Here is a 15,133-nt window from a genome sequence, read left to right as displayed (position 1 = left end):
TGGCGGCCGTGCGAGAGTCCCTCGCCGCGTCCGCGGGCGAAGCCGTCAGGAATCGCGGAGCACGAAGCGCGCGCTTTCGCCGGAGGCCGATGAGCCCGCGATCCAGACGTCGAACTCGCCCGGCTCGGCGTCGAAGGTGGTGCCGTCGCGGTGGGTGAACGCGAGGTCCCGTCGCGTGAGTTCGAACGACACGTCTTCCGACTCTCCCGGTGCGAGCATGATCTTCCGGAACGCCTTCAGTTCACGCACCGGCCGGACGCGACTGGCGACGCGGTCGTGGATGTAGAGCTGCACCACCTCTTCGCCGGCGACCTTGCCGGTGTTCGTCACGGTCGTGGACACCGCGATGGTCTCGTTCCAGCCGATGCTGGCCTGTACCTCCGGTGCCGTGTACGCGAACGTCGTGTAGCTCAGGCCGTGCCCGAACGGGTACAGGGCGTCGAAGGTGATCTCGCGGTACCGCGACTTGAACGCCGGCGGTTGGTCGGCCAGTTCGGGACGACCGGTACGCGGGTGGTTGTAGAAATAGGGCTGCTGGCCGGCATCCTGCGGGAAGCTGACGGGCAGTCGCGCCGCCGGGTTGTAGTCGCCGAAAACCACATCGGCGATGGCCGGACCGGTCTGGCTACCGAGGAACCACGTGACGAGGATCGCGCTGGCGTCGCGCACCTTGCCCGTAAGCGCCAGCGCGCGGCCGTTCTTCAGCAGCACGACGACCGGCGTACCGGCCGCGATCACGGCGTCCGCGAGCGCCTGCTGCGCAGGCGGCACGATGATCTGCGTGCGCGACTGCGCTTCGCCGGAATAATTCTGCGGCTCGCCGATGGCGAGCAGCACGACGTCCGCGCGGCGCGCCGCGGCGACGGCGGCTTCGATGCCGCCTTCGATCGCCGCCTCGATACCGGAGCCGGCGACCACCTCGACCGAGGCGTCGTCGCCGAGCGCGTCGCGGATGCCCGTCTCGATGTTCACGTGACGACGCGCATCGCCGAAGAGCGTCCAGCATCCTTCGAGGTTGTCGATGTCGGCACCGAACGGCCCGATCAGTGCGATCTTCGTCCCCGATTTGTTCAGCGGCAGCACGCCGTCGTTCTTCAGCATCACGATCGAACGGCGCGCGCCGTCGCGCGCCAGTGCCGCATGCGCCTCGTTCGTCGACGTGTCGGCCTCGACGGCGGGGTCGAGCGAGCGGTAGGGATTGTCGAACAGCCCGATCGCATCCTTTACCGAAAGGACGCGGCGAACACCTTCGTCGAGCACGTCCATCGGAACCTCGCCCGAGGCGACGAGGTCGCCCAGGTGGTCGGCGTAGAAGCCGCTCTGCATGCTCATGTCGACGCCGGCGAGGAAGGCGAGGCGCGTGGCGTCGCGCTCGTCGGCGGCGAAGCCGTGCGCGATCAGCTCCATGTCGGCCGTGTAATCGGACACCACGAGGCCCTTGAATCCCCACTCGCCGCGGAGGATGTCGGTCATCAGCTCACGATTCGCCGATGCGGGCACGCCGTTGATGTCGTTGAAGGCGCTCATGAAGGTGAGCGCACCGGCATCGAGCGCCGCCTTGAAGGGCGGAAGGTGCACGTCGCGCAGGGTCTGCGGCGCGATGTCGACCGCGTTGTATTCCATGCCGCCAGCCACGGCGCCGTAGGCCGCGAAATGCTTCGGCGTGGCGAGCAGCGCGTCGGACGCCTTGAGATCCGGGCCCTGGAAACCGCGCACGCGCGCGGCCGCGAACGCCGATCCCAGTACCACGTCTTCACCCGCGGCTTCCGCGACGCGGCCCCAGCGCTGATCGCGCGCGATGTCGACGGCGGGCGCGAACGTCCAGTGGACGCCCGCCGCGGTGGCTTCGATCGCCGTCGCGCGCGCGGTGCGCTCCGCGAGGTCCGGCTCGAACGACGCCGCCTCTCCCAGGGGAATGGGGAACACGGTACGCATGCCATGGATCACGTCGGCGCCAAACAGCAGCGGAATGCCAAGACGGCTCTCCTCCACCGCCACGCGCTGTGCTTCGCGACCTTCGGCGGCGCCCACGCCGTTGAACAGCGCACCCACGCGCCCGGCCCGCACCTGGTCGAGCACCTCGGCGGCGCCCTTCGCGTTGACCTCCGGATTGATGTCGGGCGCGAAGGGACGCACCGCATCGGCGAATACCCCCAGCTGTCCGATCTTTTCCTCGACGGTCATGCGGGCGATCAGGTCTTCGATGCGGGGGTTACGTTTCATGGGTAAGGCCTTGGGGACGGGATGACGCGGCGGCGGCGCGTCAGGCGGGCAAGGATACCGGCATCCGCACGTGAAGTGGGCACGTAAATGGCGTTACACGTAAACGATTACGGCCTTGGGCCGCAATGACTTCACGCACGTGAAATCGTGAGGCTCCGGAACGGTCAGATGGCGGCCTGGCGCACGGCGTCGACAACCGCGATCAGGACGTCGCAGTCCCCGTCGCTCAGGACATCCAGCAGCAGGGCGGCGATGGCCAGGCTGGCGAATCCTTTGCGCATCGCGCCGACGGCAGCCCCGAGCACGCCCATCCGGCGGCCCAACAGGCGGCCGGTGCGTTCGAGAAACCCTAGCCGTCCGGCGATCCGTTGCACCTCGCGCGCCACCTGTGGCTCGACCTCGTGGGCTTCGTCGCGGATGAGGCCGGTGAGCACGTCCATCCGACCGGTGTAGTAGATGCCGACGCCGGTGGTGAACATCACCCAGTCACGGGCCTGCGCCTGCGCGAGGCTCATGATTTCGCTGGGATCTTCCTCGAAATCGATGAAGCCGACACCCTGGTCGCCCACGGTGATGTTGCGCGCGAACGCCTGGCCGAGATAGCCGCCCCGGCGGTGCAGCCTGCCGATCGCGTGCGCCGTCTGCCGGACAAGCATGTCGGCGTCGTTGGCGCTCTCGAGGCGCTTCAGGCGATGCGCCAGTGTCGGACCCATGTCGCTGAGGATGAGGCTGCGCGGGCCCTCTCCGAGGATCCGGGGCACGGGAGCGCCACACGCACGCAGCGCTTCGAGGCGGCGCGCCTCGACTTCCTTCGCACGTTCGCCCACGTGGCGCGGCGGCGATCGCAGCGCGTCGAGCCCGAGGCGACGGGCGAGGCCATTCCAGAGCCGGACCAGTGCGGGGCGAAGCCAGCCGTCGGGGTCGTAGCGCTTCAGCCAGGCGGCGCTGCCGCCAAGGGACAAACGTTGAACCATGAGAGATCTCCGTGCGTCGGTACCTCGCCGCGGCGCCCCCGCTCGCGGTCCGGTTCCGACACGTCGAAACACCGCGCCGATCGAGGCGCGTTCCTCCCCATCAGCGAATTGTAAGGCGCGTCGCACTTTCTAGCGATACCAGACCTAGGATCAGCTTTCGTCATGGTTAGAATCTAGTTAAACCATGCGCCCGCGACCGCAGGGTTTTCCAATCGCTGCGTCTTTTCGGCAGCTTTGACCTTCAATTCGCCTGAAACGTGGTGCGCACCGCGACACGCGTGAGCGGCGGCGCTAGGCTTCATGCGAATCGCTCCCGAAGTGAGTGCGCCCATGCAAGCCCCGGATCGGCCCGTGATCGTCGAGATGAGAGGGGTCGGCAAGGTCTTCCAGACCGGGTCGGTCGAGACGCACGTGCTTACCGACATCCATCTCGCCGTGCGCGCTGGAGAATTCGTGGCGATCGGCGGCCCGTCCGGATGCGGCAAGACCACGCTGCTGTCGCTCATGGGGCTCCTCGACGTGCCTTCCTACGGCGACTTCCGTTTCGCGGGCGAATCCATGCGCGGGCTCGGTCGAGCGGAGCGTTCGCGGCTGCGCAACCAGCACATCGGATTCGTGTTCCAGTCGTTCAACTTGATCGACGATCTCACCGTGGCCGACAACGTCGCGTTGCCCTTGGCCTACCGCAAGGACATCGGCTGGCGCGAGCGCACGAGGATGGTCGCGAGCGCGCTGGCCAGCGTGGACATGGCCCATCGCATGCGACACTTCCCCACGCAGCTGTCGGGTGGGCAGCAGCAGCGGGTCGCGGTCGCGCGGGCGCTCGTGGGCGATCCAGCCATCCTGCTGGCCGACGAACCGACGGGAAACCTGGATCTGCGCAATGGCGAGATCGTCATGGGCCTGCTTGCCCGCCAGCACGCCGCCGGCCGGACCGTCTGCATGGTGACGCACGACGACCGTTTCGCCGCGACGGCCGAACGTACGATCCGCCTCCTCGACGGCCGCGTCGTCGACGAATCGACGTTCCAGCAGCTGCGCAGCGAGTCCGAGTCGGGACTGGAAGCCCTGCGCGCCGGCGATACGCTGTGGTGACATGGGCGACCGAGGTCGCAAGAGCGGGTGGTGCGCTCTTGCGCCAGCCCGTCTTCCTTGCGCTCGCTTCGGTCACTCTCTCCCTGGGCGTCGCCGCGTTGCTCGGTGCATTCACCTTGCTCGACGCGCTGTTCGTCCGCCCGCTCCCGTGGCCCAACCACGAGCGCGTCGTCGTCTTCGGCGGGCGAACCGCGGGCGACCCGATGCGCGCGATCTCGCCACGACTTTACGCGGCCATCGCGCCTTCGCCCCTGTTGAAGTCGCATGGTCTTGCCTACATGCCCGAGCCGGTCAACGCGACATGGAACGGCCGTGACGAACTGCTACGCGCCCAGCGCGTCGACGCGGGATTCCTCGATACCCTGGGGGTGCGTGCCGATGCCGGTCGTGTTTTTCGCGGCGGGACCGGCAACAGCGAAGTCATGCTCTCGCATGCCTTGTGGAAACGTGACTTCGGCGGAAGCGGGGGTGCGGTCGGGAGCACGATCGTCGTCGACGGAAGCGCGATGCATGTCGTCGGCGTGCTGCCGCGTGACTACCGCTTCTTCAGCGATGTCGACCTGCTCATCCTGCCGGCCGCACCGCCCGTGGGCAGCGCCATCGCGGAAAACATGACCGCAGTCGGGCTGCTTGGCCCTGGGGTGGGTGCGGACGCCCTGTCGCGCACAGTCGCCCTGGCCGTGAACCGCGATGCCGCGGCGTTGCACCTCGGTCCGGACGACATGCCGTGGTACGGGGCGACGCCGATCGACGATCTCGTCGCGCGCACCGGACGCGCACCGGTCTGGCCGTTCGTGTTCTGTGCCTGGCTGGTACTCATCCTCGCCGCACTGAACGTAGCGAACCTGATGCTCGTCCGCTCGCTCCGGCGTTCGCCGGAGATAGCCCTCCAGGTCGCGCTCGGGGCGAGCGGGTGGCGCCCCTTCATTCCCGCCTTGACCGAGGGCGCCATGGTCGCGATCGTGGCCACCCTCCTGGGCCTCCCGCTCGGCACGCTGGTCGTCGTCGTGTACCGCCCGTTCCTGCCGGACCTGTGGATCGCCTCCGCGGCGCCGCCCTTTCCCGAAGTTCGCACGGTATGCGCCACCTTCCTCGTCACGGCCGCGATCGCGCTGGTCGCCGCGCTCTGCGTCGCCGCGCGGCGGACGTCGGACGCGATCCTGCGGCAGCAACTCGCCGCAAACGGCGCCGGTATCGGCAGCCCTGGCATGCGTCGCGCACGAGCGATGGTGACCCTCTCGCAGTCGGCGCTGGCGACGGTACTTCTGATCCTCGGCGTCGCCACCGTCACCCGATACATGCAACTCGAGGGCCTGCCGCTCGGCTTCGATCAGGCGAACACCGCCGTGGTCGAAGTGCATCCGGACCGGAACCGCTATCCCGAGACGAGGAACGTCATGAGCCTGCTGGATGAGATCAGGCGGAAGGCGACGGGGCTGCCGGGCGTCGCGATGTTCGGGTGGTCCAGCGAACTACCGCTCGGCACGCGCTTCGTCATGCCGTTCCGTCGTGGCGACGGCGGTACCGACTACCTGAGGTTCGCGATGGTGACGCCCGGTGCCGCCAAGGCGCTCGGGTTCCAGAAGGTCGCCGGGCGCTGGTTCGACGAGGGTGACGTCGCCGGCGCGCCGGCGGTGGCGATCGTCAACCGCGCCTATCTCGAGAAGATCGACGGGCGAGGACTCGGCGCGCACCTGCGTCAGGCCGGGTCGGCGACCGGAACGGCCCGGATCGTTGGCGTCCTCGCCGATACCCGGCGATCGGAGAGCGGCGACGCCATGGACGGCGAGCCCCTGGTGGTGATGCCTATCGCCCAGGTGACGGCGTCATACGGCGCGGTGCGAAATCTCCTGCCGATCTACGCGGTGCTGCGCGGGCCCGGCGCGCGCATCGCGGCGCACGAAGCGTTCACCGATCTGGTACGTGGCATCGCCCCCGGGCTTGCGCTCGGCAACGTACGCCCCCTCGACCGGATAGCCAGACTTGCGAACGCGGCTGCGCGACGCGACGCGGTCCTGTTCGCCACGCTCGCCGCGTTCGCGGTGTCGCTCGCCTGCGTCGGCCACTATTCGGTACAGGCTTTCGAGGTAGCCGCGGGAACGCGCACTCTCGCGATTCGTAGCGCGCTCGGCGCAACGCCCGCGGCTCTCGTGACACTGATCGTACGCCACGCGCTCGGCAATGCGGTGCCCGGCGTCGCGCTGGGCCTGCTGGGCGTTCTCGCACTCCGTCACTGGCTGTCGCCGACGCACGCCGGCGCGCAGGCCGTCGATGGTTCCGATGCCGCCACGGGTGCGGCGATCATGATTCTCTTCACGACGCTCGCCGTCCTCGGGCCGGCGCTTCGCGCGGCATCGATCGACCCGTGGCGCGCGTTTCGCCGCGAGTGACGCGCCGTGGCGTCACAACGTCCAGATGAGGTGTGCCATGAAGTTCGATGCCCACGCTGCGGGCGCCGCCGTGCTCGTCGTCGACGACCACCCCGATGTTCGGCTGGCCATGCGCATCCTGCTCCGCGCCGAGGGGATTCGCTCGGTCGAAGTCGACTCGCCGGCGGGGGCGATGAACGCGATCGCTCGTGAAGACTTCGAGTGCGCGCTCGTCGACCTGAACTATGCCGCGGACACGACCTCGGGGCACGAGGGCCTGGAACTCGTCACGCGCATGCGCCACGAAGCGCCGGATGTACCGTTGATCGCGATGACCGGCTGGGGGAGCGTCGACCTCGCGGTTCGCGCCATGAAGCTCGGCGCCGCCGACTTCGTCGAAAAGCCGTGGAACAACGCAAGGCTGGTCCACTCGGTCCGTAGCCAGATCGCGCTGCGGACGATGCGGGACGAAAACCGGCGCCTGCGTGAAGAAGCGGCACTCGCACGACAGTCGGGAGACATACTTCGGGCTTGCGAATCGTCGGCCATGCGCCGTGTGGTGGAGCTCATCGACCGCATCGCGCGTGGTGACGCCCATGTGCTCATCAGCGGGGAGAACGGTACCGGGAAATCGTTGTTCGCGCGCGAGATCCACGCGCGCTCGCCGCGTGCGGAGGAGCCGGTCATCCGCGTGGACATGAGCAGCCTGCCGGAGTCGCGCTTCGCGGACGAGATGTTCGGCGAGGAGGGTCCCGTGTCGCGGCCCGGGCGCTTCGAACTGGCGAACGGCGGCACGCTGATCATGGAAGAAATCGGCAGCATCCAGCCTTCGCAACAGGCGAAGCTGCTGCGCGTCCTGGAGGAGGGCGAGCTCGAGCGTGGCGGCACCATGCGCACACGGCGTGTCGACGTACGCGTGATCTCCACCACGAACATGGACCTCGAGGCGGCCATACGCAGCGAGCGATTCCGGAGGGACCTCCTCTACCGCCTGAATGCGATGCAGGTGAGGTTGCCGCCGCTTCGCGAGCGCTCGGACGACATCGTGCCGCTCGCGCGCCACTTTCTGCTTTACGAGTGCCGGCGGCGGTCGCGCTCCGCCATGTCGTTCGCGCCATCGGCGGAGCGTGCGCTGCGCGGGTACGACTGGCCCGGCAACGTCCGCGAGCTCGAGCACGCGGTCGAGCGCGCGGTGCTCCTCGCGGCGGGAGACGAGATCGACGCCGATTCGCTCGGCCTGCACCGTCCGTCCGGCACCCCGCTGCTGCTCGACACGCTGACCCTGCCGGAAGCGGAGGACCTGCTGATCCGGCAGGCGCTGGCCCGTCATGGCCGGAATCTGCAGAGGGCCGCCGACGACCTCGGCATCTCGCGGCAAGCGCTGTACCGCCGTCTCGAGAAGCAGCGATCGCGTGGCACCTTCGAGTCCGTCGATTGAGATCTCCATGACGCAGGACGCCAGCGGCATCGCACTCGCGGATGGACGCCTCGTCCGGCTCGGCGCGGCCGCATGGATCGGTGCGAGCCTGGCGCCGACGACGATCGCCGGCGCGATGCTGGTACTCGTCGACAACCTCGGCTGGACGGATCGGCTACTCATCTTCTGCCTCGGCATGGGGGCGACGCTCCTGCTTGGCTGGATCGCGACGAACCGCATGCTCGGCACACTCACCACGGTGTCCGACCTGCTCGCCGCGATGAGCGAGGGAGACCTGGGCATCCGCGGTCGCGTACGGCCCGGCCACGACCCGCTGCAGCAACTGGTTCGCGACGTGAACCGTCTCGGCGACGAGCTGCGGGACGGACGCCGCAAGCGCACGGAGGCATCGCGGTTCCTCGGTAAGACGCTGATCGCCTTGCAGGATCCGATCTTCGTGGTCGACGACCAGAACAGGCTGCGCCTCATCAATCCGGCGGGTCGTCGCCTGATCGGCGCGGAACGCACCTCGGTGGTCGGCCGCGATCTGTCGAGCCTCGCGCTCGGCGAAGCGCTCGAAGCGCCCGACAACGCCGTGATCTCCGGTCGCTTTCCCGGGGGGCACGGGCGCTGGGCGATCCGTCGCGCATCATGGCGCAGTAACGGGCGCGATCACCGGCTGATCATGTTGCGCGACCTCAGCGTCACGCTGGGTGAGGAAGAGCGCCGCGCATGGCAACGACTGATTCGCGTGCTGAGCCACGAACTCAACAACTCGCTCGGTCCCATCGGCTCACTCGCAGGAAGTCTTGCCTCCCTGCTCGGACCGGAGCTCGACGCGGCCGAGGAGATGCGTCTGGGCCTCGAGGCGATCGGACGCCGGGCCGATTCCCTCGGTCGCTTCCTTTCGGGCTATGGGAAGCTGGCAAGACTTCCGCCCCTGCGCCCATCCATCTTCCGGCTGGACCTGTCGCTGCTGCGCCTCGCGGTCCTGGAGCGCCGTCTACGCATCGTGGTCGAGGGGACGGCGCCCGTCACGATCCATGGCGACGAGGACCAGCTCGCCCAGGCGTTCATCAACCTGCTGCGCAACGCGGTGGAAGCGGCGCTCCCCCTGGGCGGCGGCGTCCGCCTCGACTGGTCGGCGGATGAACGCTTCGTCTGCGTCGTGATCGAAGACGACGGACCCGGGCTCCCGGATAGCGATGCCCTGTTCGTGCCGTTCTTCACCACGAAGGCGGAAGGCTCAGGTATCGGACTCAGCCTGGTACGGCTCATCGTCGAGTCGCATGCGGGCAGCGTGGATCTCGTTCCGCGCCGGGACGGCCGTGGCGCCATAGCGAGCGTCCGTCTTCCACTCGAACCCTTGCGATGACATCGGCGGCTGTCCGGAAGTGGACGGACGCGTCCGCTTCCGGACGACCGTCTGACCGGATTCGATACGGTCGGCACAAAAACATCACGCGCCAGGCATCGATCGACGCGCAAGCCGCAGTCAGGGTGTTGTCTGCCCGTCCCTGGCGGTCCTAGATTCTGCCCGCGCCCGCACCTTCCGCAGGCGTACGTTTCCAAACCAGCAACGGAGGCACGATGGAGCGGATACTCGATTTACAACGCCTGGAAGCGGACATGGGACAGGCGGACGAAACTGCGACGAACTACAGCAGCTGCAGCAACCGAGGCTGCTCGGCCGCCAACGCGGACGGATTCGAAGAGTAGGGGACGCGCCACGACGCGCGGGAAGCGTGATGTCGTCCGCTGTGGGTAGCGGCGGCGGCATCGACGGAAGACGGGAGGCGAAGGCGGTGGATGGGGCGGAGTCCTCGTCCGCCGCCGGGTTCCGGTCACAACACCAGGGGACGATTCGGCAGCCATGGGGCGACGCACCGAGCTTTTGCAGTACACGGCGGTAGATCGGGAATTCTTCGAACCCTTCGCACGACGCGATGTCGATACCGCCGACTTCATTGAACCTGTAAGACGCATCGTTCCCGGCACATGGACCTTCCACAGGTCGGGCATCTGGATGCAGTGCACACCACCGGGCGCCTGTCTGCCCACCCAGGGATGGAAAATCCACATCTCCAGCGTCGCTTCGACGGCCCGCATCGTGCTCGCCATCGCGGCGGCCACGCTGGTCGCCTCGGGAACGGCATTCAAGTTCGCCGCGGACTCACGCATGCACGCGGCCATCAACGGCAAGCGCTGGCCGCGCGGCGGCTCGGGCAAGTTCATCACGGTGTACCCGCGCGGCGTGGAAGACTTCCGGCGCGTGATCGAAGACCTGCACGAAGCCTTGTCCGGCTATGCGGGACCCTATGTGCTCAGCGACCGGCGCTACCGCGACTCGCGGGTGCTCTACTACCGCTATGGCGGGATCGCGGGCGAGCATCGCACCCTCGCGGACGGACGGCGTGAGTGGCTCTTGCGCCGGCCCGACGGCGCGATGGAGCCCGACGAGCGCAAGCCGCACTTCCACCTGCCCGAGTGGCTGCGCGACCCCTTTCCTCGCGACGACGATGCGAAGGGCATCCGCGGCGCGCACCTCGCGGGCGGCCGCTATCGGATACGCCGCGCTCTGACCTTCTCTTCCGCAGGCGGCGTCTACCTGGGCGACGATCTCGACGAAGGCCGGCCCGTCGTCATCAAGGAGGCGCGGCCGTATGTCGGCGGTGGCGAAACCGCCACCGCGACGTTGCGCAAGGAGTTCCGTCTGCTTCGTCGCCTCGCGCCGTTGCACGTGGCGCCGCTCCCCGTCGCGCACTTCCAGGACTGGGAGCACAGTTATCTCGTCCAGGAGTACATCGAGGGCGATACGTTACGCAGCTGGCTCGCGCGCCGGTACCCGTGGCTGAAGACGCGCGCCGGGCGCAAGGACGTACTTGCCTACCTCGACGACGTCGTGCGGGTTTTCACGCGCATGGCGCAGGCGGTGGAGCGCGTGCATGCGGCGGGTGTGTCGCTGGGCGACCTGTCGTTCCACAACTGCATCGTCATGCGGGATGGCGACATCCGCCTCATCGACATGGAGGCGGCGGTCGAAGATGGGCTCGATATGCCCCTGGACGTGCGCACGCCTGGCTTCGCATCACCGCGCCCCCGGCGTGAAGAACCGGTGGACACCCGCGCCGAGGACGCATACGCGTTCGGCTCGAACCTGCTCGCGGCGATGATGCCCATGAACGCGATGCTGCCGCTCGACCGCGACGCGGCGCTGCGTTTCACGCGCACGATGTGCCGTGACATGGGCTATCCGATGGTGTTCGTCGAGACCATCGACGCGCTGTTGTCGAGCGACCCCGCGCGGCGTCCGTCGCCGACGGCGGCGATGGACACGTTGCGCGAGGCGGTCGAGGCGCTTCACCACGATGACGGGCCGTTACCTGCGCGCCCCGCGACACATCCCGGCGCCATGGACCCCGCCGGCGAGCTCTTCGCGTTCATCGACGCGATGGCGTCCGTGGCACGTCCGGACCGCTTCGTTCCCGCCGGTCCCGAAGTATTCGAGAGCCACCCGTGGGGCGTCGCGCACGGTGCCGCCGGCGTTCTCCATGCCTACATGCGCGGCGGCCGCCGTGCGCCAGAGGGTTTGCTTTCTTATGTCCTCGCCGGTGCGCGCAGCAAGCGGGACCGCGGGTCGAGCCTGATGTATGGCGACGCCGGCATCGCCTGGGTGCTGTTGGACGCCGGCGAGCGGGAAGCGGCGTTGACGTTGCTCAGGGCTCCGCTCGACGAGGCTATCCGGGCGCGAGCCGGGCTCTACGACGGCATGGCGGGGTGGGGTCTGGCGCGGCTGAAGGCCTGGTACGAGACGGGCGATCACGATTTCCTCGATGCGGCCATCGACGTGGGCGAAACGCTGTTGCACGACGCCGGCTACGACCGGGGTGGAGATGGCACGCTGCACTGGGAGTCGTCCCGGCCACAGCCGGTCGGACTGGGGCATGGCGCCTCGGGGGTCGCGCTCTTCCTTCTTCACCTGCATGTCGCGGCGGGCGCGAACGCGCGCTTCCTCCGCGCGGCGCGGGAAGCTCTGGCATTCGACATCGCGCAACGCCGCGCGAATCCCGATGGCGATCCCAGCTGGCCGAAGCAGGTCGATGGGGTGACGCTGTACCCGTACCTCCGGCATGGCACGGCGGGCGTGGCGGCCGTCGCCGCGCGATTCCACGCGGTGACCGGCGAGCAGCGCTACCTCGATATGACGAAGGAAATGCAGCGTGACCTCATGCGACGGCACGCGATCTCGCCCGGCATGGCCGAAGGCCTCGCTGGCATCGGCGAGGTCCTGCTCGATCTCGCCATGCTGTTCCCGGATGGCGAGGAGGCCTATGTCGCCGCGGCCCGCCAGGTGGCAGGGGGCATCGAGCCGTTCCTCATCCGCCGTGCCCAGGGCCTCGCGGTGCCTGGCACCGAACTGCTCCGCCTGAGTTGCGACCTCGCCACCGGCAACGCCGGCGTGGCCGCCTTCTTCGATCGACTGCGGCGTGGCGCCTCCGCGTCGTTCATGCTCGACGAACACCTCCCGATGGTCCACGTGCATCGTCAGGTCCACGCGGCCGCCTGACACGCGATGGCGCTTCCCTAGGCGTCGTCGCGCAAGACGGCTCCCACCGGCGCCGGTGCCGGTGGGAGCGGGACGAAGCGCGTGGACAATCGACGGCACGAACGTACTCGCACGCGTCCGCCGATGCGGCTAACCTGCGGCGCATCGGGGATCTGGAGTCGTCATGAAACGCTTGCTCATCGGCATCGCGCTGTCCGTCGCGCTCGCCTCGGCCGCTCAGGCCGCCGTACCCATCTGGGGCTCCCTCCAGTCGAGTCCGGCGGATACGCCGCCATCCGCGCTCAAGCCCGGGCAATGGATCTGGGGCGCCCGCGACAAGTCGCCTGGTCCGATGGCGGTGATCGTCAGCCTCACCGAGCAGCGCGCGTACGTGTATCGCAACGGCATCCTGATCGGCGTCAGCACGGTGAGCACCGGCAAGAAGGGGCACGAAACACCGACCGGCGTGTTCTCCATCCTGCAGAAGGACAAGGACCACCACTCGAAGAAGTACGACAACGCGCCCATGCCGTATCAGGAGCGCCTCACCTGGGATGGTGTGGCGTTGCACGCCGGTGGATTGCCGGGGTATCCGGAGTCGCATGGCTGCGTGCACATGCCGACGGAGTTCGCGCGCCTCCTGTTCGACACCACGAACATGGGCATGACGGTCGTCGTGGCCGAGGAAGGTACGGCGCCTGTGTCCGTGGTGCATCCCAGCGCCGTCATTCCCATCGACCCGCGCAACGGCGCCGATCTCGCGCTGGCGCCGCTGGCGGATGGGCAGCCCTATCGATGGACGCCCGATGCGTCGCCGAGCGGTCCGATCTCCATGGTCCTGAGTGTCGCGGACGGCACCGTGATCGTGATGCGCAACGGCATCGAGATCGGACGCAGCCGCGTGCAGGTCACCGACCCGCTGGTGGGCACGCACGCCTTCATCGTCGCCGCGGGCTTCATGCCGGAACGCAACGGCCTGCGCATGCCGAACTGGATCACCATCGGCATTCCCGGCCACGGTGACGAAGCCGGCAAGGTCGTCAGCGAGGCGCTGGTCGATCGCGTGGCCGTGCCGCGCGAATTCATGGAGAAGGTGCTGCCCCTCCTTACCCCGGGTTCCGTCCTCCTTGCGACCGACGAGAGCATGCAGCCCGAATCGACGGGCCCGAAGGTCAAGGTCCTCGACTCGAACCCGCCGGGCGTCTGAGCGAGCATTCGCCTGGCCGCGCCTTCGGCAAGGAAGCCGACCGTCAGAACTCGAAACCGTCGTCGCCGATGGCCTCGACGAGATACGAGACGAATGACGCGATGCGCGCCGAGATGGCGGTGTTGCGGTAATAAACCGCGTTGATCGGCTGACGCTGCTCGGACCAGTGTTTCTCCAGCACGGGTACCAGTGCGCCCGATGCGCGATCGGCGCGTGTCATGAAATCGGACAGGCAGACGATGCCGTTCCCTTCCAGGGCGAGATGCCGGAGCGTCTCGCCGCTGGACGAACTCAGCGTCGGCCGGATGTGCACGTTCTGCCCCTTCTGGTCGAGCACGGGCCAGTGGTTCAGCGAGTCCGGCTCGGTGAAGCCGAGCAGCGAATGCTTCGCGAGGTCGGCGACCTTGCGGGGCGTGCCCGCCTTCGCGAGATACGCCGGGCTGGCCAGGCAGCGCACGCGGCTCGTGGCGATGGGTCGCGCGTGCAGCGTGGAATCCTTCAGGCGCCCGATCCTCAGCGCGACGTCGGTGCGACGTTCGAGGAGGTCGATGTAGCCCTCGCTGCTGTGGAGCTCCAGCTCGACATCCGGGTATCTCACGCGATAGCCCGCGACCAGCGGCACGACGACGTGGAGCATGAAGGGCGACGCGGCATCCACACGCAGTCGCCCGGCGGGACGACTGCGACGCGACGCCATCTGTTCCTCGGCGCCTTCCACGGCCGCGACGATTTCTCGCGCACGCTCCAGGAACGCCTCGCCCTCCTCGGTCAGCTCGAGACGGCGCGTCGTGCGTCGGAGCAGCGTGGTGGACAGTTTCTGTTCGAGCCGACCGAGGGTGCGGCTCGCGGCGGAGACGGTCTGGTCGAGTTGCTGCGCGGCGGCGGTGATCGATCCTGTGTCGACCACGGCGATGAAGTTCTGGATCTCGTCGAGCGTGATGTTCATCGTTGCCGCCTGCGTAAGGATGAATCGCTTATACGAGGCTTTTCGGGCAAAGGTAAAGCGGTGCGCCGAGACTTGCGCAAGAGAGCGCCGGAAACGTGCAATTCGCGTAAAGGTATGACGCGCGTCCCCTTTTATTGGTGCTAGGGTGGTTGCCCGCGACCGTCAGGGCCGGTCGCCCACGTCCGGCTTCCACCCCGTGTGGATGCCGACATCGGTGCAGGGAGCGCCAGCCCATGGGAACGACGCGCGTGACGATCCAGGCCGCCCCGGTTCCGGCATTCCGGTACCGCGTCTTCGTCAGCTACAGCCATCAGGACGACGGCTGGGCGCGTCGGCCGCACCGCGCGCTGGAGAGT

9 protein-coding genes are annotated in these 15,133 nt (G+C 68.2%); 6 read left to right on the top strand and 3 right to left on the bottom strand.

The genetic code is table 11. The features are described 5' to 3' along the window. Window positions 1-45 precede the first annotated feature (45 nt). Together J2X58_RS13460 and J2X58_RS13455 are read right to left on the bottom strand one after the other, a co-directional pair. Complete coding sequence (locus J2X58_RS13460) at window positions 46-2,223, bottom strand: glycoside hydrolase family 3 N-terminal domain-containing protein (protein WP_310048792.1); 2,178 nt, start codon at window positions 2,221-2,223, stop codon at window positions 46-48. A gap of 164 nt (window positions 2,224-2,387) precedes the next feature. After that, entirely contained in the window at window positions 2,388-3,197 is an 810-nt protein-coding gene (locus tag J2X58_RS13455; RefSeq protein ID WP_310048790.1) for a serine/threonine protein phosphatase, read from the bottom strand. 330 nt (window positions 3,198-3,527) lie between these two features. Between J2X58_RS13455 and J2X58_RS13450 the strand changes: the two genes are divergently transcribed. The 6 genes from J2X58_RS13450 (at window position 3,528) to J2X58_RS13425 (ending at window position 13,831) form a co-directional block, all read left to right on the top strand. Next, window positions 3,528-4,292, top strand: coding sequence for an ABC transporter ATP-binding protein (locus J2X58_RS13450; protein ID WP_310048789.1), 765 nt, complete (start codon window positions 3,528-3,530; stop codon window positions 4,290-4,292). A 38-nt stretch (window positions 4,293-4,330) separates the two neighbouring features. Next, the gene (locus J2X58_RS13445) at window positions 4,331-6,682 is read left to right on the top strand and encodes an ABC transporter permease (RefSeq protein ID WP_310048788.1); all 2,352 of its coding nucleotides are present in this window, start codon (window positions 4,331-4,333) and stop codon (window positions 6,680-6,682) included. Window positions 6,683-6,719: 37 nt separating this feature from the next. Further along, window positions 6,720-8,099 carry a sigma-54 dependent transcriptional regulator gene (locus tag J2X58_RS13440; protein WP_310048787.1) on the top strand — a complete coding sequence of 460 codons (1,380 nt, stop codon included), beginning with the start codon at window positions 6,720-6,722 and terminating at the stop codon, window positions 8,097-8,099. 7 nt (window positions 8,100-8,106) lie between these two features. After that, window positions 8,107-9,453, top strand: coding sequence for an ATP-binding protein (locus tag J2X58_RS13435; protein WP_310048786.1), 1,347 nt, complete (start codon window positions 8,107-8,109; stop codon window positions 9,451-9,453). Window positions 9,454-9,951: 498 nt separating this feature from the next. Next, window positions 9,952-12,645 (top strand): class III lanthionine synthetase LanKC, encoded by a 2,694-nt coding sequence (lanKC, locus tag J2X58_RS13430; RefSeq protein WP_310048785.1) that lies wholly within the window; start codon window positions 9,952-9,954, stop codon window positions 12,643-12,645. Window positions 12,646-12,808: 163 nt separating this feature from the next. Further along, the gene (locus J2X58_RS13425) at window positions 12,809-13,831 is read left to right on the top strand and encodes a L,D-transpeptidase (protein WP_090058303.1); all 1,023 of its coding nucleotides are present in this window, start codon (window positions 12,809-12,811) and stop codon (window positions 13,829-13,831) included. 43 nt (window positions 13,832-13,874) lie between these two features. Here the strand turns inward: J2X58_RS13425 and J2X58_RS13420 are convergent, their stop codons facing one another. Beyond that, window positions 13,875-14,777 (bottom strand): LysR substrate-binding domain-containing protein, encoded by a 903-nt coding sequence (locus J2X58_RS13420; RefSeq protein WP_310048783.1) that lies wholly within the window; start codon window positions 14,775-14,777, stop codon window positions 13,875-13,877. Window positions 14,778-15,133: the final 356 nt, after the last annotated feature.

The organism is Luteibacter sp. 3190 (assembly GCF_031456385.1).
In the GTDB taxonomy this organism is placed as follows: domain Bacteria; phylum Pseudomonadota; class Gammaproteobacteria; order Xanthomonadales; family Rhodanobacteraceae; genus Luteibacter.
Note: the sequence above shows the minus strand (reverse complement) of the source record. Positions and strands in the feature narration are given on the sequence as shown.

Coding starts and splice junctions, on each gene's coding strand:
- J2X58_RS13460 (WP_310048792.1), bottom strand. CDS start 2,223: ATGAAACGTAACCCCCGCATCGAAGACCTGATCGCCCGCATGACCGTC.
- J2X58_RS13455 (WP_310048790.1), bottom strand. CDS start 3,197: ATGGTTCAACGTTTGTCCCTTGGCGGCAGCGCCGCCTGGCTGAAGCGC.
- J2X58_RS13450 (WP_310048789.1), top strand. CDS start 3,528: ATGCAAGCCCCGGATCGGCCCGTGATCGTCGAGATGAGAGGGGTCGGC.
- J2X58_RS13440 (WP_310048787.1), top strand. CDS start 6,720: ATGAAGTTCGATGCCCACGCTGCGGGCGCCGCCGTGCTCGTCGTCGAC.
- J2X58_RS13435 (WP_310048786.1), top strand. CDS start 8,107: ATGACGCAGGACGCCAGCGGCATCGCACTCGCGGATGGACGCCTCGTC.
- lanKC (WP_310048785.1), top strand. CDS start 9,952: ATGGGGCGACGCACCGAGCTTTTGCAGTACACGGCGGTAGATCGGGAA.
- J2X58_RS13425 (WP_090058303.1), top strand. CDS start 12,809: ATGAAACGCTTGCTCATCGGCATCGCGCTGTCCGTCGCGCTCGCCTCG.
- J2X58_RS13420 (WP_310048783.1), bottom strand. CDS start 14,777: ATGAACATCACGCTCGACGAGATCCAGAACTTCATCGCCGTGGTCGAC.